The sequence below is a fragment of the Pseudoalteromonas sp. SR44-8 genome (assembly GCF_014163635.1).
Lineage (GTDB): Bacteria > Pseudomonadota > Gammaproteobacteria > Enterobacterales > Alteromonadaceae > Pseudoalteromonas > Pseudoalteromonas rhizosphaerae.
This window is the reverse complement of the sequence record NZ_JACJDS010000018.1, coordinates 26,234-47,976: the sequence shown is the minus strand read 5'-3', so window position 1 is coordinate 47,976 and position 21,743 is coordinate 26,234. Positions and strand designations below refer to the sequence as shown.

General features: G+C 41.5%; 17 protein-coding genes. 8 read left to right on the top strand and 9 right to left on the bottom strand.

All coding sequences use genetic code 11. The features are described from left to right. Positions 1 to 2: 2 nt before the first annotated feature. Positions 3 to 812, top strand: coding sequence for a lipase secretion chaperone (locus H5183_RS10760; RefSeq protein WP_145238422.1), 810 nt, complete (start codon positions 3 to 5; stop codon positions 810 to 812). Between the two features lie 136 nt (positions 813 to 948). On the opposite strand, the gene polA is transcribed toward H5183_RS10760, so the two are convergent. Beyond that, positions 949 to 3,684, bottom strand: a complete 2,736-nt coding sequence (polA, locus tag H5183_RS10755; protein WP_145238419.1) for a DNA polymerase I — start codon at positions 3,682 to 3,684, stop codon at positions 949 to 951. A 567-nt stretch (positions 3,685 to 4,251) separates the two neighbouring features. On the opposite strand from polA, the gene elbB reads away from it, so the two are divergent. From elbB to H5183_RS10740, 3 genes are all read left to right on the top strand, one after another. Beyond that, positions 4,252 to 4,902 (top strand): isoprenoid biosynthesis glyoxalase ElbB, encoded by a 651-nt coding sequence (gene elbB, locus H5183_RS10750; RefSeq protein ID WP_145238416.1) that lies wholly within the window; start codon positions 4,252 to 4,254, stop codon positions 4,900 to 4,902. Positions 4,903 to 5,093: 191 nt separating this feature from the next. Continuing rightward, positions 5,094 to 5,486 carry a cytochrome c5 family protein gene (locus H5183_RS10745; RefSeq protein WP_145238413.1) on the top strand — a complete coding sequence of 131 codons (393 nt, stop codon included), beginning with the start codon at positions 5,094 to 5,096 and terminating at the stop codon, positions 5,484 to 5,486. Between the two features lie 193 nt (positions 5,487 to 5,679). Further along, entirely contained in the window at positions 5,680 to 8,253 is a 2,574-nt protein-coding gene (locus tag H5183_RS10740; RefSeq protein ID WP_392352781.1) for a diguanylate cyclase domain-containing protein, read from the top strand. A gap of 47 nt (positions 8,254 to 8,300) precedes the next feature. Here H5183_RS10740 and rep read toward each other — a convergent pair whose 3' ends face one another. Then, positions 8,301 to 10,319 (bottom strand): DNA helicase Rep, encoded by a 2,019-nt coding sequence (rep, locus tag H5183_RS10735; RefSeq protein ID WP_145238754.1) that lies wholly within the window; start codon positions 10,317 to 10,319, stop codon positions 8,301 to 8,303. 113 nt (positions 10,320 to 10,432) lie between these two features. Between rep and ubiK the strand changes: the two genes are divergently transcribed. The 4 genes from ubiK (at position 10,433) to H5183_RS10715 (ending at position 12,614) form a co-directional block, all read left to right on the top strand. Then, positions 10,433 to 10,705, top strand: coding sequence for a ubiquinone biosynthesis accessory factor UbiK (ubiK, locus tag H5183_RS10730; RefSeq protein WP_145238407.1), 273 nt, complete (start codon positions 10,433 to 10,435; stop codon positions 10,703 to 10,705). Positions 10,706 to 10,817: 112 nt separating this feature from the next. Next, complete coding sequence (locus H5183_RS10725) at positions 10,818 to 11,024, top strand: ParD-like family protein (protein ID WP_145238403.1); 207 nt, start codon at positions 10,818 to 10,820, stop codon at positions 11,022 to 11,024. Further along, positions 11,017 to 11,802, top strand: coding sequence for a type I methionyl aminopeptidase (gene map, locus H5183_RS10720; RefSeq protein WP_145238400.1), 786 nt, complete (start codon positions 11,017 to 11,019; stop codon positions 11,800 to 11,802). The genes H5183_RS10725 and map overlap by 8 nt, the downstream gene beginning before the upstream one ends. A 14-nt stretch (positions 11,803 to 11,816) precedes the next feature. Next, positions 11,817 to 12,614, top strand: a complete 798-nt coding sequence (locus H5183_RS10715) for a helix-turn-helix transcriptional regulator (protein WP_182731682.1) — start codon at positions 11,817 to 11,819, stop codon at positions 12,612 to 12,614. Between the two features lie 124 nt (positions 12,615 to 12,738). Here the strand turns inward: H5183_RS10715 and can are convergent, their stop codons facing one another. The 7 genes from can to ilvG form a co-directional block, all read right to left on the bottom strand. Next, positions 12,739 to 13,398 (bottom strand): carbonate dehydratase, encoded by a 660-nt coding sequence (gene can, locus H5183_RS10710; RefSeq protein ID WP_182731681.1) that lies wholly within the window; start codon positions 13,396 to 13,398, stop codon positions 12,739 to 12,741. Next, positions 13,395 to 14,591 carry a methyltransferase gene (locus H5183_RS10705; protein ID WP_182731680.1) on the bottom strand — a complete coding sequence of 399 codons (1,197 nt, stop codon included), beginning with the start codon at positions 14,589 to 14,591 and terminating at the stop codon, positions 13,395 to 13,397. Before H5183_RS10705 ends, can begins: the two co-directional genes overlap by 4 nt. A 32-nt stretch (positions 14,592 to 14,623) precedes the next feature. Next, entirely contained in the window at positions 14,624 to 15,658 is a 1,035-nt protein-coding gene (locus tag H5183_RS10700) for an ABC transporter substrate-binding protein (protein WP_404936104.1), read from the bottom strand. A 189-nt stretch (positions 15,659 to 15,847) separates the two neighbouring features. After that, complete coding sequence (gene ilvA / locus H5183_RS10695; protein WP_182717671.1) at positions 15,848 to 17,398, bottom strand: threonine ammonia-lyase, biosynthetic; 1,551 nt, start codon at positions 17,396 to 17,398, stop codon at positions 15,848 to 15,850. A 2-nt stretch (positions 17,399 to 17,400) separates the two neighbouring features. After that, positions 17,401 to 19,257 (bottom strand): dihydroxy-acid dehydratase, encoded by a 1,857-nt coding sequence (gene ilvD / locus H5183_RS10690; RefSeq protein WP_182731678.1) that lies wholly within the window; start codon positions 19,255 to 19,257, stop codon positions 17,401 to 17,403. A 114-nt stretch (positions 19,258 to 19,371) separates the two neighbouring features. Next, positions 19,372 to 19,614: an acetolactate synthase 2 small subunit gene (ilvM, locus tag H5183_RS10685; RefSeq protein WP_182731677.1), complete on the bottom strand. Its 243-nt coding sequence runs from the start codon at positions 19,612 to 19,614 to the stop codon at positions 19,372 to 19,374. Beyond that, on the bottom strand, positions 19,611 to 21,260 hold the full coding sequence (ilvG, locus tag H5183_RS10680; RefSeq protein ID WP_145238374.1) for an acetolactate synthase 2 catalytic subunit: 1,650 nt from the start codon (positions 21,258 to 21,260) through the stop codon (positions 19,611 to 19,613). The genes ilvM and ilvG overlap by 4 nt, the downstream gene beginning before the upstream one ends. Positions 21,261 to 21,743 lie beyond the last annotated feature (483 nt).

Below are 21,743 nucleotides of genomic sequence, written 5' to 3'. Positions count from 1 at the left end.
CAATGAAGCAGTTGCTCATTTTAGTGTTAGTGATATCTATCACTAGCACAGCTATGATTTTTTTACTCAGCGACGATAAGCTTACAAGTGCAACGCCACCACATGTCGATCAACCGATGGCAATCGATAGCATTTTTGAACACGTTATTTTAGCTAGCCAAGAGTCCGGTGAGTTTAGTGCTTCGCAGGCTCTAAAACAGTGCGAAAAGTTAGCTGCATGCGAAATCAATAGTGAGCTATTTAATCGCTACCTCAGCTTTAAAATAGCGCTGGCAGAGCTGCAGCAACAACTCGCTCATTTGCCGCTAAGCGAACAATTAATTGCAATGATCGCTTTTCAACAACGCTACTTCAATGCAGCTGAAATCACTCTTTTATTTAACGATGATAATGAGTGGCAGCACTATACAATTGCCAAGCTTGAAATTAATCAGAACAACCATATTAGTGACGAATTAAAGCAACAATTGTTATCTAATTTAGAGGGCGAGCAACCTGAGCGTATTACCCAGGCACTTAAACCTAGTAACGATCTAAAAGCTTTAAACACTGAGCTAAAAGATGCCCTGCAACAACAAGACTACAATCAACTGGCAGCGGAATTTGGCGATGCTGCGGCAACAAGGTTAATCGCTCTAGAGCAGCAGCGCCAGCAATGGCAAACATTGAGTGAGCAACTCAAACAACAAATTAAACAGTTAAAACAACACTATGAGCCACAACAAGCAGAGCAAAAAATTACCCAGCTACTTGATGAGCATTTAACCACAAATCAAAAGCGACGGTTTTTAGTGTTATATCCATTGCATTAAATGAGTGACCTACTATGGCGTTAAGAAAGTAGCCGAATGGCCACCTTTTAAAAAACTGACTACCCTATTCACAAACATAAAAAAGCGCGGCTTCACTCAATGCAGCCGCGCTTATATGATTTAAAAAGCTCAGTGATTAATGGGCTTGTTGCCAATTATCTCCGCTATCAGCTTCAACCACTAATGGCACATCTAATTTCGCAGCATCAGACATTAACTGGCAAATTTCTGCGGTGTATTGCTCAACACACTCAGTTTTGATTTCAAATACCAATTCATCGTGTACTTGCATCAGTAATTTAACCGTATTCGGTGCTTGTTCATACACCCATTTGTTGACTGTTAGCATGGCTTTTTTGATGATATCAGCAGCGGTGCCTTGCATTGGTGCATTAATCGCAGCACGTTCGGCTCCTTTACGGCGCGCGCCATTACGGGCGTTGATCTCTGGTAAATGTAAGCGCCGACCAAAAATAGTTTCAACATAGCCATTTTCGGCAGCTTTCTCACGGGTTGATTCCATGTACTCAAGCACACCAGGGAAACGTTCAAAATACTTATCAATGTAATGTTGCGCTTCATGGCGCGGTACATCAAGTTGACGTGCTAAACCAAATGCTGACATCCCATAAATTAAACCAAAGTTAACCGCTTTAGCTTTACGGCGCATATCCGTGGTTACATCTTCTAACTCAACACCAAACACTTCCGCAGCAGTTGCACTGTGTACATCAAGACCATTGGCAAACGCATTTAACAAGCCTTTATCTTGCGATAAGTGCGCCATGATACGTAGTTCGATTTGGCTGTAATCGGCAGCCACTATTTTATAGCCATCTGCAGCAATAAAAGCCTCACGAATACGGCGTCCTTCTTCTGAACGAATAGGAATATTTTGCAGATTAGGATCGCTTGAACTTAATCGGCCAGTTGCCGTTACCGCTTGATGATAAGAAGTATGCACACGCTTCGTTTGCTCATTAACTATCAGTGGTAATTTATCAGTGTAGGTTGATTTAAGCTTAGATAAACCCCGGTGCTCAATAATAACTTTAGGCAGCGGGTAATCGTGAGCCAACTCTTGTAGTACTTCTTCAGCTGTAGAAGGTGCGCCTTTTGGCGTTTTTTTAATAACTGGCAGTTCAAGTTTTTCAAACAACAATACTTGCAATTGCTTTGGTGAGCTTAAGTTAAATGGTTCACCAGCAATCTCATGCGCTTCTTTTTCCAGCTCAATTAAACGCTCACCCAAACGCTGGCTGTGCGCGGCAAGCATTTTGCTATCAATCGCAACACCGGTACGCTCAATATCTGAAATAACGCTGACAAGCGGCATCTCTATATCTTCAAATACCGATTTAAGCTTTTCATCGGCTGCAAGTTTCGGCCATAATACTTGGTGTAAACGAAGCGTAATATCCGCATCTTCTGCGGCATAAGGTGCAGCTTTATCAAGTTCGATTTGATTAAATGTCAGCTGCTTTTTACCTTTACCAGCAATGTCTTCAAAACTGATATTTTTATGGCCTAAATATTTTAGCGCCAACGAGTCCATATCATGGCGAGTACCAACACTATTAAATACGTAAGATTCAAGCATAGTATCGAATTTAATACCCTTTAGCTCAAAACCGGCATTAGCCAATACACTCTTATCATATTTTAAATTTTGACCAACTTTAGCTTTGTTTTCATCAGCTAAAATTGGCCCGATCTTCGCCATCACCGTCTCTAAACTTAACTGTTCAGGCGCACCAGGATAATCATGGGCAACCGGTAAATACACGGCTTCGCCAGCTTTAACAGCAAAGCTCATCCCGACAAGTTTAGCTTGCATGTAATCAAGGCTGGTTGTTTCAGTATCAAAGGCAAATAGTTCAGCGGCATTTAATTGCTCGACTAAAGTATCTAATTGCTCTGTTGTCAGGATTGTTTCATAATGAGCATCAGCCACTTGCGGTAATTCATTCGCTTCACTAGGGATAGCCAAGTGAGTGTCTGCATCTTTTGGATTATCTAATAACTCAGCTAACCAGCGACGGAACTCACACTCGCCATACAAGGCAATCAGTTCATCGCGATTTGGCTCTTGCAATTTAAAGGTATCTAAGTCTGATTCAACTTCAACATCGCATTTAATGGTAGCCAGTTCATAACTTAGCGGTAAATGATCGACTGCGGCGGCAAGCTTTTCGCCGATCTTACCTTTGATCTCACCGGCATGATCAAGCACACCTTGTAATGATCCGTATTTTTGTAACCACTTAACCGCCGTTTTAGGGCCGCATCCATCGACACCTGGGATATTATCTACTTTATCGCCCATCAAAGCTAAGTAATCGATGATCAGTTCAGGACCAACGCCAAATTTTTCAACCACAGTGTCTGGATCAGAAATACTGTCGGTCATGGTATTGATCAAAGTGACATGCTCATTCACTAACTGAGCCATGTCTTTATCACCGGTTGAGATCAATACATGGCGCTGCTGCTCTGAAGCAATACGGGCGAATGTACCAATTACGTCATCAGCTTCAACACCCTCAATACTAATAAGCGGAAAACCCATCGCCCTAATAATATCGTGCAGTGGCGCTATTTGCGTGCGCAAATCATCGGGCATTGGCGGGCGGTTGGCTTTGTACTCACTGTACATATCATTACGGAAAGTTTTACCTTTAGCATCAAAAACCACCACCATATGGCTTGGATCATACTGTTTGATCAGGCTTTTCATCATGTTAACAACGCCGTAAATAGCGCCTGTTGCTTCACCTTTTGAGTTAGTTAAATGCGGTGGTGAATGATATGCACGGAATAAGTAGGAAGAGCCATCGACTAAAATAAGTGGATTTTCAGGGATCTGAGCCATGATGTAATTGGATCCTAAATGAGAGAAAACGAAATATCTGTAAGCATGCCATAAGGGCACGCATAAAACGACTGTGAATTAAGCTTTGTTTAAACCGTTAAATAAGAGTAAGTTGTGGATAACTATGTAGATAACACCCACAAGCTATTCCTCCAAAGTAATTTAAAACTACTTAGAAACAAGTTAAGTGTATGTTTTGTTTTAAAAAGATAATACGAGGTTCTTTTTTTATTATTTTTATCACAATGTGGAAAAACATTTTATTGCTTTGCTTGATTGTGGCTTTTTACAACTAAAAAACGGTTAATTCATTCCTTATAAATAACCGGACGAGCATTCTACCACAATGGATCAAAGATCATAGCGATCCTTTATAATTTTTTCCTATTAGCCAACTTTAAAAAAAGCATATAGCGCGTTTTTGCTCTGCCTCGAGTGGATTGATCAAATAAAAATAATCTTTAACTCATCATTATTGATGATCACAAAATGATCTTAATAAGGCCATAACAGTCAGCAAAAGTCATGCTAAACTTACTTTATGAATAATAAATAAGGGCATAGTATATGAAAAAAATAGCTGTAATTTTAGCAGGTTGTGGAGTTTATGACGGTGCAGAAATCAACGAAGCCGTATTAACGTTATTACATATTGCCAAAGCCGGAGCAAGCTACCAGTGTTTTGCCCCTGATATTGAGCAATTGCACACGATCAATCACCTGAGTGGGGAACAAATGACCCCTAACCGGAACGTATTAGTCGAAGCGGCACGCATTGCCCGTGGCGATATCAAAGCGTTAACACTGTTAGATGCTAATGACTTTGATGCTTTGATTGTGCCTGGTGGATTTGGCGCAGCTAAAAACCTGTGTGATTTTGCGATCAATGGTTCGCAAGCACAATTAAACCCTGAAATGCTCCGTGCTGCTAAAGCATTTGCGAATGCCAAAAAACCAGCAGGCTATATGTGCATTGCTCCAGCAATGATCCCATTGATCTACAGTGCTGGCGTAAAAACCACTATTGGTAATGATGTTGATACTGCTAACGCACTACAAAGTTTAGGCGCTCAACACATTGATTGTGCCGTAGATGATATCGTAATTGATGAGCAACATAAACTCGTAAGCACTCCAGCTTATATGTTAGCGCAGTCAATTTTAGATGCTGATGCAGGTATTGAAAAACTAGTCGCTGCGCTTTTGAAAATGAGCTAATTAGATGCTACAAAAACCGCAAATCAGTCATTCTAAAGTAGCTGCTTTGTTGCGCTGACGCAAAAAATAGTGTTTTTTCATAAGAAAAATACATCGTAGCGTTTTATAAATTGCGGCTTAGCGTTATAATCGTTCTAAATTCCGTCATCTATCGTGATTGATCACGTTCAAATCGAAGTGAGCAAGGCAAAATGAAAAAACTATCAGCAGCATTATTATTGCTAGCAACCACCGCATACGCACAGCCATATGATAACTCTATGACTGAAGATGCGATCAAAAAACGTATCGCGCCTATAGGTGCCGTTTACTTTGAAGGCGATAAAGCAGCAGTTGCTGAAGTGCCAACAGGTCCTCGTACCGGTGAACAAGTTTACCAAGCGGCGTGCTTTGCATGTCATGGTACTGGCGCACTTGGTGCACCAAAATCAGCAGATGACTGGGCTCCACGCTTAGCTAAAGGCGCAGACACTCTATTAAACCATGCAATTAATGGCTTTAACGCAATGCCACCACGCGGTACATGCATGGACTGCTCAGATGATGAAATAAGCGCAGCTATTGATTTCATGAGCAAAAAATAATACTTAATTCTGTACTTTTTTTTATAAAGGGCTGATTTTTTCAGCCTTTTTTATTATACAAATAAATATTAACCTACCTTTATCACTATTTATTATTATCATTTTCTAATACTATTGTCCGCTTGACGATTCAGCAAAAAAGTGAAAATATAAGACCAATAAATATACAATAATAAAAATCGGTTTAATGTCACTGGAAGATATAACAGCTTTACTACATAAGCTGGAGCATAAAAATAATCGTTTAAAAGCTCTAGTCCAAAAGTATAAGCAATCCCACCACTTACAAAATGCCCTGATCCAATTATCAGAGCAAGCTAGTTCTGTTGCCGAATTAACGCTACTTTACCCTGCGATTCATGATATTTTGCAAGATTATATGCCAAGTAAAAGTTTTTACGTGGTGCTGTTAAATCAATTTAGTAACACCCTTGAACTATCTTACTTTGCTGATGAAAAAGATGGTATCTCTGTGCCACTTAATCAAGATAATAATTTTATCCAAGGTGTCACTGGGTATGTGTTTAAGCAAGGTAAAACCACCTACTTCCAAGGTGATGAAATGCAGGCTGCTGCCAACAAGGGGTTATTTAAGTTACTTGGCACACCAGCAGAACATTGGGTAGGCGTCCCGGTATACCGAGAGCAAAGTATTATTGGAGTGCTAGTCGCACAAAGTTACGATAAACAACAAAGCTACTCTGAACAACAAATCGAGCTATTAGAAGTAATGTCGCTCTATTTATCAACAGCTATCGAACGAGTAAAAAAACGCGAACTATTAGAGTCTGAAGTAAAAATAAGAACTCGTGCATTAACACAGAGCAATGAAGCGCTTAACCTCGAAGTAGAACAACATAAAAAAACCCTCGAACGCCAGCATATTTTGTTTAAAATTTCAGAGTTAGCGACGCAAACAAAGCATATCAATGAAGTATATCAACAAGTACATGAAATAATAAAATCAATAACTTACGCTGAAAACTTATACATTGCATTGTATGATCGCGAAACAGGTTGGTTAAACTTTCCGTACTGTGTGGATGAATATAGAGATAATACCCAACCGCGTCCTTTCGCCAAAGGTTATAGCGAATTAGTATTACGTACCGAACAAACTCAGCTTATTGATTGTACTAGAGCACAAAAACTACTCAAGTCAGGCGAAGTCGAGCGACTTGGACAAGTCTCTGACTCAAACTCAGCAACCAGCTGGTTAGGTGCACCATTAAAAACTGCGCAAGGTGTAATTGGCTTAATAACTTGCCAAGCCTACAACCATAAGCATATTTTCAATCAAGACGACTTTGAATTAATTACCTTTGTATCACATCAGATAGCGACTGTATTACAAGCACATTTGGCTGCTCAAGCCTTAAAACAAAGTCATCAACAATTAGAGTTTCGGGTTGCTGAAAAAACCAAAGAGATCCGCCAAACCAATATGCATTTACAAATGCAAATTGAAGAGCGTAAAAAAATAGAGCAACAGCTGTATCATGATGCCCACCACGATCCACTTACTGGCTTGCCTAATCGCAGTTTATTTTTAACCCAATTAGAAAAAACTCTACAGCATTATCAACGTTACCCTGAACAACAGTTTGCTGTGCTGTTTATTGATTTAGACAAGTTTAAGGATATTAACGATCAACTTGGTCACCAAGCTGGTGATCAGTTTTTAATTAGCGTCAGTGAGTCTTTCTCACAATGTATTAGGGAGCACGATTTACTTGCGCGTTTAGGCGGCGATGAGTTTGTTATTTTATTAACTCATTTAACTGATCGTCAACAAGCCGAAGATGTTGCTAAGCGATTAATTGAACTAATGAAAAAACCATTTTGCATGAAAGGTATATGTGTACAAAGTGGTGCCAGTGTCGGTATTACCTATTCGAAAACAAACTACAAGCATACGGATGAAATTATTCGTGATGCTGATGCTGCCATGTATTATGCAAAAAATGCCGGTCGCAGCCGGTTCGAGTTTTACCATCCACTGCTTAGTGCCGGCACCAGCCCGTATGAGTTAGAAACCAGTCATCACTTAGACTCTTTACCAATGCATTTTCGCTGCTCTGAAATTATTACACTTGATGAACAGCATCAGTCAGAGTCGCTACTTGAAGCATTTGGTGAACACCCAGTACTTGGTAGCACTAGTTTTGAAATATTAAAGAAGTTTGCCGCTGATAAAGCACAACAACTGGAAGTGGAATTACAGTTATTAACTAAAGCGTGTCAACAAATCCAAACGGCACAACTGCAGATGGTGTTATTCCCTTGCTCGGGCTTATTACTGGAAAAAATTGAATTCCAGGCGTTATGCCAAACAATGCAAAACCACAACATAACGAAACAAATTTGTTTATTGTTTAATGAACAAGAGATCCGTTACGCCTCAGCGGTACAAATTAGTAATTTAAAAGTATTGAGTAAACAAGGCTATTCGATTGGCTTAAATGATTTTGCTAAAGATCGCTGCGAACTTAATTTACTATGCGATATTAATTTCGATTATTTATTACTTAGCTCTACCTTTAGTAAACGAGTGTTACAACAACAAAGCTTTGATTTACAACTACAAGGTGTACTAGCAATAACTAAGATAAAACAAATAAAAGTAATCGCGAAAGGCCCTTCAATATTAAATTATAGAGCCTTACTAGACACTCATGGTTTATCACTATTTATTGGTAGGCAGCATGCAATTAGTTCTACAGCAACACTCCCAGCTGACTCTTCGAACGAGCAAATTTTAAATTAACGATATGCGTCGCGGATAACCAGTTTATTATCCGCAGCTCAGATGAACTACTCAGGCTTTTTCAGCATAGCACGTAAATTAGCAACTCTGGCTTGGCCCTTTTCCATTCGTTCGGCTTGCGTATTTGGCGCTTTTTTATTTTCAAATGCTAAATCATCTTGCGGTAGCTCTTGTATAAAGCGGCTCAACTCTGTTTGTGATGTTTCGCCAAATTGACGACGAATTTTCGCATAGGTCATGGTCAGCTCTTGCTGAGCACGAGTGATCCCCACATAAGCTAAGCGACGTTCCTCATCAACGTTTTCTTCATCAATACTTACTTGATGCGGTAATAACCCCTCTTCCATGCCTACCATAAATACGTAAGGATACTCTAAGCCCTTAGAGGCATGCAGCGTTAGTAATTGCACTGCATCGGCTTCATCTTCTTCTTCGTTACGTTCTAACATGTCACGCAACGTTAACTTACTCACCACTTCAGCAAGCGTCAACGGCGGATTATCCGCATCACCTGTGAGCATATCGGTGATCCAACGGTACAACTCAGAAACATTCTTCATGCGCATTTCTGCAGCTTTCGCACTCGGTGATGACTCGTATAAATAAGCTTCGTAATTTATTTGTCTGACTAAATCTTTTACCGCTTCAAGGGTATCACCACGTACCGCATTATCTGACAGCTCAACCACCCAACGTGCAAATCCCGCTAACGAGTTTAAACCGCGACCTTTTAAGCGATAACCTAAGTCATTATCAAAACAGGTGGCAAATAAACTGGCATGTTTTTCATTGGCTAGGGTACCCAACTTTTCCAGCGTAACTGTGCCTATTTCACGGCGCGGAGTATTCACAATACGTAGAAACGCATTGTCGTCATCTTGATTCACCAATAAGCGCAAGTACGCCATTATATCTTTGATCTCAGAGCGTGAGAAAAACGACATTCCGCCACTGATCTTGTAAGGTATTCGGTTACTCATTAACGACTTTTCAAAGCCACGCGCTTGGTGATTACCACGGTATAAAATAGCATAATCTTTATAACTGGTGCGTTTCATAAATTTATGCGAGATGATCTCAGCGACGACCCGCTCTGATTCATGCTCTTCATCACGACAGCCAATCACTTTGATCGGCTCGCCATTTTCTAACTCACTAAACAGTTTTTTATCAAATTCATGAGGGTTATTGGCAATCAAGATATTAGCAGCTTTTAAAATACGCTTCACACTGCGATAGTTTTGCTCAAGCTTAATGAGCCGTAAACCTGGAAAGTCTTTGCTTAATAACACTAAGTTTTGTGGTCGAGCACCGCGCCATGAATAGATTGATTGGTCGTCATCACCTACCACGGTAAAACGCGCACGCTCACCCACAAGCAACTTAACTAATTGATATTGACTGGTATTGGTATCTTGATATTCATCCACCAGCAGGTAACGGAAACGTTGTTGCCAACGCTCACGCGAGGTTGCATTATTGATCAGTAATAAGGTGGGGATCATGATCAAGTCATCAAAATCCAAAGCATTATAGGCGCGTAACTGGGTTTGATAACGCGCATACAATTGCGCAAATAGCGCTTTTTGTGGCTCTCGCGCTTCGCGAATCGCTTGCTCTGGTAAAATAAGCTCGTTCTTCCAGCTGCCTATTTGCATTTTTAATAGATTGAGTAAATCTTTGTCTTTTTTTAGCTCTTCTTCAGTTAAGTCAGCAATTAATTGCCCAGTATCTTGATCATCAAATAATGAAAAGCCAGGTTTAAAACCCAGCGTTGTTAGTTCTTTTTTAATGATTTCAAGGCCTAAGGTATGAAAGGTAGATACCCACAAGCCTTTTGACTCTTTTTTACCTAACGTTTGAAAAACTCGCTCGCGCATCTCTTTCGCCGCTTTATTAGTAAAGGTCACCGCGGCAATATTACGTGCTTGATACTCACATTTTTGTACTAAGTAAGCGATTTTATTAGTAATTACACGAGTTTTTCCTGATCCCGCCCCCGCCAGCACTAGGCATGGACCACTAATATATTTTACCGCTTCATCTTGTTTAGGATTGAGTTTCATATCGACCAAAGAGATTGCATTAAAGACGGGCAATTTTAACGTAATCACTACAATACGCCTAGCCAATAAGGTAACATTAGCCATTATCATTTACGCGACAGTAAGGGACAGACATGATCAACCCAGCAAAACTTGAAGAAATTGCCAAACAGATTTCCAGTAACATGCCGCAAGGCGTTAAAAACCTTGCCGATACGTTTGAAGCGAAAACCAAACAAGCTATTCAAAATAAGCTTGCTGAGATGGACTTTGTCAGCCGTGAAGAATTTGATGTACAAAGCCAAGTACTAATTCGCACCCGCGAGAAGCTCGTTGCATTAGAAGCGAAAGTTGCACTACTTGAGCAACAACTCAGTAGTAATAAGCAAAGCGAGCAACCCGAATAATACCGTTTTAGTTATTACTTCAGGCAGCTTCGGCTGCCTGATTTGTTTTACGCCTTGCATACACGCGAACACCTATATACGATACGTATACGTTTTATATATAGGCACTGTTATGGGTATCGTAAAAATCAGCGATCAACTGCACGAAGAGATCCGCAAAGCCAGTACCACTATGGTACGATCTATAAACTCTCAATCTGAATACTGGATAAAGATAGGCATGCTAGCTGAGCTTAATCCAACCATGACCTACTCCGAAATAATCAAACAGCAACTTGCACAAGCCGATGTAACAGCTGGAGAATCTTTGCATGAGTGAAATAATTATTAAAACTCCCGCACAAATAGAGCTAATGCGTGAGTCTGGTCGCCTACTGGCAAAGGTGTTTGCCTATTTAGATCAACAGGTCAAAATCGGCATCACCACAATGGAGATCAATGATTTAGTAGAGCGCTATATTGTTGATGAACTTGCTGCACGTCCTGCCAGCAAAGGCCAATACGATTATCCTTATGTGTTAAACAGCTCAGTAAATGAAGTAGTCTGCCATGGTTTTCCAGACTCTAAACGCGCATTAAAATCAGGCGATATCGTCAATTTAGATATTACCCTTGAGAAAAATGGCTTTATTGCCGATTCAAGTAAAATGTATATGCTTGGTGAGGTGTCACCGTTGACCAAGCGCTTAGTCGAAAAAACTTATCAAGCAATGTGGCAAGGCATCAAGCTCGTAAAACCGGGAGTGAGGTTAGGCGATATTGGCAACGCTATCGCTAATTTTGCCCATACTAATGGCTATAGCGTTGTACGTGAATACTGCGGACATGGTATTGGTGAGCAAATGCACGAAGAGCCGCAAGTTTTACATTATGGTAAACGCAATACCGGCGTTGAACTTAAAGAAGGCATGACCTTTACCATTGAGCCGATGATCAACCAAGGGGCGGCAAAAGTAAAAACTAAACCGGATGGCTGGACTGTGGTTACTCGTGATAAAAAGCTTTCTGCGCAGTGGGAGCACACTATTGTCGTCACCGCTGACGGCTATGAAGTACTGACTTTACGCGAAGAAGAAATTGCCATTGCGACGATATAAGTCAGGTTAACACCATGGCCATTTTATTAGTAAATGATCCATTGCCCCATTTGAGCTTTCAAAAATTCGCACCCGATCAACGCTTAACTGATTGGGTGCAGTGTTATTGGAAAATAGGTTCAACAACCACACAAACAACACAGTTCTTTACAGAAAAGCTCTACCCTGATGCAGGCGCAAGCCTAACAATTGATTTTAGCAATGCGACACCCGTTATTACCTTCGCATTTAATCGTCAAACGCAGGCAACAACTTTCAGCAATCAGGATTATTTAGTCAGTATTCGTTTTGCGCCTACTGGTGCTTATCACTTATTAGGTATAACGCTACACGAGTTAGCTGAAGAAAATTATCTACTCGGTGAAGATTTTACCCCAAGCTGGTATCACAGTTTAATAGCATGTGTTGAACAAATGCAAAGCAGTCCACTAACCAGCCAACTGTATTTACTCGAGCAGTGGTTACTCAGCCAAGCAATCAACAATCAACTCGTAAAAAGCAATACCATTAAAGTGATCAAGCAGCTTATTCAACTCAATAATTCCACTAGCTGTATAGGCAAACAACTTGGCCTGACACGACGTACTCTTGAGCGTCGCTTAAAAAAAGAAGCCGGGGTTAGTCCAACTCAATTACAGCAATTTTACCGACTAAAAGCCGCACGCATGCTACTTGCTGACAGCCAAACACCGATAACAGATATAGCCTTACAATGTGGCTATTATGATCATGCTCACTTTTGTCATGCCTTTCATAATTCTACTTTTGAAACACCACTGCAATATCGCAAGCGAAAAACACCGAAAGTATAGAGGGTGTTTTCACCATATAAAAAAGCCAAATGAAAAAAGCACATCGACTTAGCCTTTAAAACTAAGATTACAATTATTGAAGGTAGCCGCCGCCCAGATAGGGCGCAGTGCTTAGGTTACGTACTTATTCTACTACGTAACGTTCAAATACTTTAAGCCCTGAACTTTTATAGTTAACATCAACTTCATCGGCACAAGTTACTACTGACTCTAAGTCGTGTAAGTGACCATTTGCAAGACCATAAACCCATCCATGAATAGTCAACTCCTGACCACGTTGCCATGCTTCTTGGACTATATTAGTACGGCATACATTGCGTACTTGCTCTATCACGTTCAATTCAATCAGGCTATTGAGGCGGTCTTTCTCAGCGAGTGCATTAATCTTTGAGGTGTATTTCTCTTTTACATCACCGACGTGACGAAGCCAGTTATCAATTAAACCAAATTTAGCATCGTTAAGTACAGCCTGAACCCCACCACAACCATAGTGGCCAACAACCATAATATGCTTTACTTTCAACACTTCGACAGCGTACTGCATCACTGACAAACAGTTATGATCGGTATGCACCACTACATTCGCTACATTACGATGAACAAATAGTTCACCTGGCATTAGATCTACAATTTCATTAGCAGGTACACGAGAGTCAGAACAACCAATCCACAGATACTCGGGGTTTTGTTGCATGGATAGGATTTTAAAAAATTCCGGATCATCTTTACACGTTCGTTCAGCCCAGCGTTTATTATTTTCAAATAAGTTTTTTAACTTTCTCATTTCATCTCTTTTCTGTCTTTGGCGGTAGCTTGGATCAGGATATTACGTGGCGTTAATTGTTTTTCGCAAAACGTCTGCACACTGACTTGGTAACCTTGTTGTTGCAAATATAAAGCACGATCGAGCACAAGCCAAACCTCAATTGCTCTTCTAAACACATGACGGACCAGTTCGATGCGTTCAGTGACTTTTTTGCGCATTTTGCCTTTTATTAAAAAGTATTCATAATCAATACCTTGCGGTATATCTAGTGCCTTTTTATCTGCTGCCCATGCACAAAAAGCTTTAAATGAATCTGAAAAAATAGCTTTATTAACTGAGGGGACACTGACATAATTTTGTTCGCTGGTGAAGCTTTTGCGCAAAGCATCAAAACCCAATCGCCATTGCACTTCAGTTTTACGAACTTTATCTACCCGAGAAGGCGCTGTCACCGTTTCTTGTAGTGCTAATTTTAAATCACGATGCGTTAACTGCAGTTGGCTACGCTTACCGGCATCGCTCATAGCTTGATAATCATTCGGGGTGAATAAGTGATAGCAACACGGCGATAGACTGATTTTTTGCGTTTGCGCGCTAGCCGCGTTACTCATAAACGTCTGATGTAATGCCCCGCAGGCATGCAGCGCCACTGCATGTTGTGATTGTTGAAAATACCCAGTTACATCATCTTTGAGCACATCGGCTTGACTAAAGTGCATGGCTAACCCTTGTAGCTGAGCACTTTGCTGGCCTTGCTCACATAAATGTTGTTGCAATTCGATGCTGTGCACACTCGGCGCACGGTTAAATGCCAGCATACGTCCTAAATGGCCTTTACCCGCACACCATTCTAATACAGGTAATTGTGATTCTTGGCCAAGCGCACAAACAAAATCTTGCAGCTGCGCAAACTTGCGCCCTTTAATACCATTGCTGATCCAAAACGGATATTCGCTACGCGTAGTGGAGGCTTGAGGTAAGTAACACAATGTAGCTAAGTTATTGACTACGGGAATATACGGGCTAAAAAATTGATACAAGGCATCTTGATTGCTATCGAGATCGGCAACTTGTTGATCGCTCAACAGCGTTAATGGTTGTTCTAATTCAGGCCATGGCAGCTGATCAAAATCGAATGCAGTGCATTGCCAATAATGGCGAGTTCTATGTAATAAGTTATCTAGGGCTGTAAACTGCTCAGCAAGGATCATGTGATTTTAGCGATGGTCATTTCATTTATGCATTATACGCTTTTTCTGAACATCAAGCGTAAATAAAGTGGTATAGATAACAAACTAATTATAATTGCCGCAATAAGCATCCACGACATTTTAATTTGTTCAGGTTCAACATACTGGTAAATAAAGCCATCTTGCGCCTGATTAAATTCGTCTTGCTCAATCCCGTATAGGTCAGCAATCAACCGCCATTTCGCTATCGACATAGATCCTAAATTAGTGCCAGGTGGTAAAATATAATCACTCAATACTTCAGCTTCATAGGCAAGCTGAGAAAAACTTTTATTGGGTGCGTATTGGTGTTGAGTTAATGCAATTGTTTCATCCATATGCATCATTGCATAGCGCCAGCCCTTTAAGCTGGCCTGATAAAATGCTTCAACTGTTTGCGGATGTTGTTCGAGCATATTCTCTGTGGTGTAAAGAATATCGCTATACACATTAATTCCATACTTCTGCGGGCAAATAAGTCTATAGTCGATGCCTTGCTCACGCATAATATACGGCTCATTAGTCACGTACACTTGCATCGCATCAATACTCCCAGCTAACCAATCCGCACTGCTGTTACCACTTTCATAAGAAGGTAAATTATTCGTTTGGATACCACTGCGTTCGAGCATTACCAATAATTCGGCATTTTCTTTGCGGCTGATACTGCTGAGACGCTTATTGACAAAATCCCGAGGATGAAAAATATCGGAGCTTTTTTTTACCATCCAACAATAAGGAGAAAATTGTAAAATAGCAGCCATTGCCACCAAGGGTTTACCTGCGATCCGTTGCTGTAAAATACCTGAGTGCCCGACCCCGAAGTGAGCTTTGCCCGCCAACACTTTAGTGAAGGTATCTGGGTTATCAGGATCTGCCGGTAAAATAGTGACGTTTAACCCTGCCGCTTTGTAAAAGCCTTGTTGCTGAGCCATATAGTAACCAGAAAATTGAAATTGATGCGTCCACTTTAGTTGTAAAGTCACATCCGCTGACGCAAAACTTTGCCCGCTGAGTATAAGCAAAGTGGCATAAAGCTTAAGTTTCAGTCCTTTAAATGACAAATCGTGATCTAATAAGTTAGCTAATATTGCTATAACTATAGATAAGATATTCGATTAACCCAAGACTTTAAGTTTGCAAAGAGACAAAAAAACACCTCAATTGAGGTGCTTGCTTATACTAAAACCACTTCAAGATACATAATTCGTATCTTGAAGTGGTTTTAGTATATATCTTTAATTATTAACCGCTTTCACCCTATCGATGGGACGTTGAGTAGTTAAAAATTGGGTAAAACACGGATTCAGTGTTTCATCTTGCACACTGTAACCTAAGCGATTTAAATGCTCGTTGAATACCTCATACTGACTAGGCTCAATCGCAAACCCTGCTAATACATTGCCCATCGAACCACCATGATTCCGATAATGAAACAAAGTAATATTCCAATTGCTGCCTAAAGTATCTAAAAAGCGCGCCAGTGCGCCTGGATATTCAGGAAATTCAAAGCGTAATAACCGCTCATGCATCTGCTCAGGTGCTTTACCACCAACCATATAACGAACATGTAATTTAGCCAGTTCGTTATCTGATAAATCACAAAATTGATAGCCATTGGTGGTTAAATCAGCTGTGAGCTCATCTAACTCTTGCTGACCTTGGCGCAGTGCAACACCAACAAATATTTGCGCTTCACCAGGGCCTGCGTAACGGTAGTTAAATTCAGTAATAGCGCGACCACCTAATGAGGCGCAAAACTGTTTAAAGCTGCCTTTTTCTTCATTGATGGTTACTGCTAACAACGCTTCGTTTTTCTCTCCCAGCGCAGTACGCTCAGCCACATAACGTAAGCGGTCAAAGTTTAAGTTTGCGCCAGATAACACAGCTGCTAAATGCAGCCCTTTTTGGCCTGTTTGCTGACACCATTTTTTCAGCCCAGCCGTTGCCAGCGCACCTGATGGCTCAGCAATCGCACGGGTTGAAACAAAAATATCTTGCATCGCCGCACATATTTCATCACCGGTTACAGTGACTACTTCATCACAAAACTTTTGCGCTAAGCGAAAGGTTTCGGTACCAATAATTTTTACCGCAACACCATCGGCAAAACTGCCAACCCGTTCAAGCTCGACGGGTTTGCCTGCTGCAAGTGCAGCTTGTAAACAGGCACTTTCATCAGCTTCTACACCGATTACTTTGATATCTGGGCGCAATGACTTTATATACACGGCCATACCAGCAAGTAAGCCACCACCACCAACTGGAATAAATACCGCATCAAGTTGATTAAGCTGCTGCATTAATTCACGTGCAACCGTGCCTTGCCCTACAATCACATCAGGATCATCAAATGGAGGAACAAATATGCCGTCGCGCTGCTCAGTAAGTTCCAGTGCATAAGCTTTGGCAGCATCAAAATGATGACCATGCAAAACCACTTCGCCACCAAGCGCACGTACCGCATTGACTTTGATTTCAGGGGTCGTCACTGGCATTACAATCGTTGCTTGATGCCCTAAGTGTGATGCACTGAGCGCCACCCCTTGAGCATGATTACCAGCTGAGGCGGTGATCACCACTGAACCGGCTGGCAGTTTAGCCAGTTTGTTGTATGCACCACGCAGTTTAAACGAATAAACTGGCTGCTGATCTTCGCGCTTTAGCCATACTTGATTACCAAGACGAGCACTGAGTTCAGCCATTTCGCTAACCTCAGTAACTTTTGCCAGTGGTTCCATATTAGCCTGGATAATAGCGCGAAAATAATCGAGCTCTTGAGAAACCATAATTAACTAAGCTCCTCCAGTTTGGCTAAATCACGCACCGCGCCTTTATCAGCACTGGTTGCAAGTAGCGCATACGCTTTTAGCGCAGATGATACATAACGTTCACGATCGAGTGGTTTGTACGCTTGTTTACCACGAGCAAGTTGCTTTTGCTTACGCGCTTCAAGTTCTTCATCTGTTAACGCTAACGTGATTTCGCGGGTAGCGATATCGATAATAATTTTATCGCCGTTTTCAACGTAAGCAATGGCACCGCCACTGGCCGCTTCTGGTGAAACGTGGCCAATTGATAAACCTGACGTACCGCCCGAGAAGCGACCATCGGTTATAAGTGCGCACTGCTCAGCCAAACCTTTTGATTTTAAGTAACTGGTTGGGTAAAGCATTTCCTGCATGCCAGGTCCGCCTTTCGGTCCTTCGTAGCGAATAACGACTACGTCACCGGCTTTTACTTCGTCATTTAAAATGCCTTCAACTGAATCGTCTTGTGATTCATACACCACGGCGGTGCCTTCAAAGTGTAGCATTTCATCAACCACACCCGCGCTTTTCACAATACAACCATCAACAGCTAAATTACCCGATAGTACCGCCAGGCCGCCATCTTGGCGAAACGCATGTTCAACGCTACGGATACAACCATGTTCACGGTCATTATCGCCTTCATCCCAACGACATTCTTGGCTCATTGCTTTGGTGGTACGAATGCCCGCAGGTCCAGCTCGGTAAAACTTTTGCGCTGCTTCGTTGTTTGGATCAGTGGCATCCCATTTTTTAACTAGCTCTGCCATAGTCATGCCAGCAACATGATTTACCGACAGATCCACTAAGCCAGCTTTGCCAAGCTCGCGAATTATTGCCATCATGCCACCAGCACGATGAACATCTTCAATATGGTATTGCGCGGTTGCAGGCGCTACTTTACATAAGAAAGGTGTTTTACGAGATAACGCATCAATGTGCGACATATCAAAATCAACACCGGCTTCTTGCGCAGCTGCAAGTAAATGCAATACGGTATTTGACGAGCCACCCATAGCAATATCAACCACCATGGCATTCATAAACGCGGTTTTATTAGCAATGGCGCGCGGTAGTACATCTTTATTATCTTTTTGGTAATACTCACGGCATAAATCAACAATTCGTGCACCGGCTTCAACATACAGTTGTTTACGATCTTTATGAGTCGCAAGTGTAGTGCCGTTACCTGGTAGTGCGAGGCCAATTGCTTCGAGTAAACAGTTCATTGAGTTGGCGGTAAACATGCCCGAACACGAGCCACACGTAGGACATGCTGAGCGCTCTACTTGCTCTGAGTCAGCATCACTTACTGATTCATCAGCACCTTTTACCATGGCATCAACTAAATCTAGTTTGATATCAATATTGGCAAGCTTAGTTTTACCTGCTTCCATTGGGCCACCAGACACAAAGATTACTGGAATATCTAAACGAAGTGCCGCCAGCATCATTCCTGGGGTGATTTTGTCGCAGTTAGAAATACATATCATTGCATCGGCACAGTGACCATTTACCATGTATTCAACTGAGTCAGCAATTAAGTCGCGCGATGGTAATGAATACAACATACCGCCGTGGCCCATGGCAATACCATCATCAATGGCGATAGTATTAAATTCTTTTGGCACACCACCCGCTTGAGTAATGGTTTCTGCCATAAGCTCACTGAGTTGGTTAAGGTGCACATGACCCGGTACAAATTGCGTGAATGAGTTTACAACCGCAATAATCGGTTTGCCAAAATCGCTATCTGTCATTCCTGTTGCACGCCATAATGCACGAGCACCTGCGCGCTTTCGACCTTCAGTTGTTGTTGCACTTCTTAATTTAGCCATAGTTACCTCAGTGTTTGCAGTTACTTTTAATATGTAACTGACATCCTCATTCTTAAATTTTTATTGCTAGAGGGAAAGACCCAATAGCCCTGTTGATTTAGTTTTCACAGCAAACTACATTGCTTGCTGTTGTAAATTTTCTAGTGTTACTTGCTTAACGTCCACCAGCTTATTGAGCTGCGTGGTTAATAAGTGAATTGGCTTATCACTGTCGACCGTCATAGCCACATAATACTGACCATCATCCATATTCAATTGAAAATGGGTTAAATCAAAACCACGATGACGAACTACACGCAAAAAGCGCTCAACGGCGATACTTTGATTTTTTAAAGCGACTGTTAAACTGTGTTTCATTTTCCACTCTCCGTCATCATTTCGTCATTCGCGGCACCTGGCGGTACTAGCGGCCAAACATTTTCTTTATCGTCGATACAGGCATGTACTATATAAGGACCTTTACTATTTACTAATGCTGTAATTGCATCATCAACTTGGTTAGCGTGGGTGATCGTTTGCCCAGCAATACCAAATACGGCAGCCAATTGCACAAAATCAGGGTTGTCTGATAAATCAGTTTCAGAATAACGCCCTTCAAAAAATAACTCTTGCCATTGACGAACCATACCTAAACGTTGGTTATCCAAAATTAATATTTTTACCGGTAAATTGTTACGACGAATAGTGGCTAACTCTTGAATGTTCATCATGATTGAACCATCACCAGAAACAGTGATCACAAAATCATTTGGTCGAGCTACTTGCGCACCAATGGCCGCAGGTAAACCAAAGCCCATAGTGCCTGCACCACCACTACTTAAGTGGTTGCTTGGATGACTAAACTTCATATGTTGTGCCACCCACATTTGGTGCTGGCCTACATCACAACACACAACGCCTGTACTTGGCATCCGCTGGCTTAGTTGGCTTAATAAATACGGGGCATATACTTTTTCGCCCGGATAGTCATAGCGCCATGCATGTTCAATCATCATCTCTTTGGCATGATCACGCCATGCTTGTTCAGTTACAAAGCACTCTAATTGCGGCAATGAGGTTTTTAAATCAGCAACTAACGATGCTTTAGCTGGTTTACGCTTACCAATTTCAGCAGCATCTATATCTAAATGGATCACTTTTGCTTTAGCCGCAAACTTGCCTAAATTACCTGTTACACGATCATCAAAGCGCGCACCGATACATACGAGGACATCACACTCTTGTACCGCTAAATTTGCAGCTTGGCCGCCATGCATGCCCAACATACCTAAGTTATATTCGTAATCAGGTAATACACTGCCCAATGCTTTTAGCGTTGAAACCGCAGGCATTTGGGTTTTTTCTAAAAATTGCATTAGCTGTACTTGCGCATCAGCCGCCTGTACACCGCCGCCAACATAGGCAACAGGCCGCTTGGCTTCGCTTAATAGTTGGTTAGCAATAGCCACTTGCTTTAAATCTAACACCGGTAAGTAATCATCAGCCGCAAGCCAAGGATGAAAAGGCACTTGCGCCATTTGAATATCTTTTGGTATATCTACTAACACAGGGCCTGGACGACCTGATTGCGCTAAATGCATGGCTTCTTGCAGTATTTCGGCTAAATCTTCAGGACGTTCAACCATATAACTGTGCTTAGTGCAGGATAATGACATACCTAATACATCAATCTCTTGAAACGCATCAGAGCCTATGGCAGCAGTTGGTACTTGGCCTGTGATCGCAAGTAATGGCACTGAATCCATCATCGCATCAGCAAGCGCGGTGATTAAGTTAGTAGCCCCAGGGCCTGAGGTCGCAAAACACACCCCAAGTTTACCCGTGCTACGAGCAAAACCAACCGCCGCAAAACCTGCACCTTGCTCATGACGAGTGAGATAATGCTTAATTGGCGCACCATACAGCGCATCGTAAATTGGCATGATTGCCCCACCAGGGTAACCAAATACTTCTTTTACGCCGTGTTTGGCTAATAAATCAATTGTTAACTCTGCGCCTGTCATTAAATAATCCTCATTCCTCAGTGACATATCTATACTTAACTATTGCTAAACCCTGAAACTAAAAAGCCCCCCGACTGGTTAAGTGCGGGGGGCTTTTATAATGCTTTACGTATTTTTAAAGCACTAAGTAGCCCCCGCGGTAATAATAATCACCACGACGTTAATTAGGACTAGGTTTAGTGCGTTTGTAAGCATGTAATAAATACCAAAATTTGTTAGTTTACGAAGGAATATTAACTCCCCCGCTGTCTTTTTATATTAGTACCGCGATGGGAGAGCTAAGTCAACCTTAAAATCAATCTAAAAAACCGCTCGCCACCTGACTTTAAAGGCATAAAAATTCAATATGAAAGCCTATATAGATTAATTTACCTCATATATGGAACTATTGATATTTCATACCTCGTTATAACCAATTACTGGTTTGATTAATTTTTGACGAAATCACAATAAATCATTCCTTTTAAATCATCTAATTCAGGA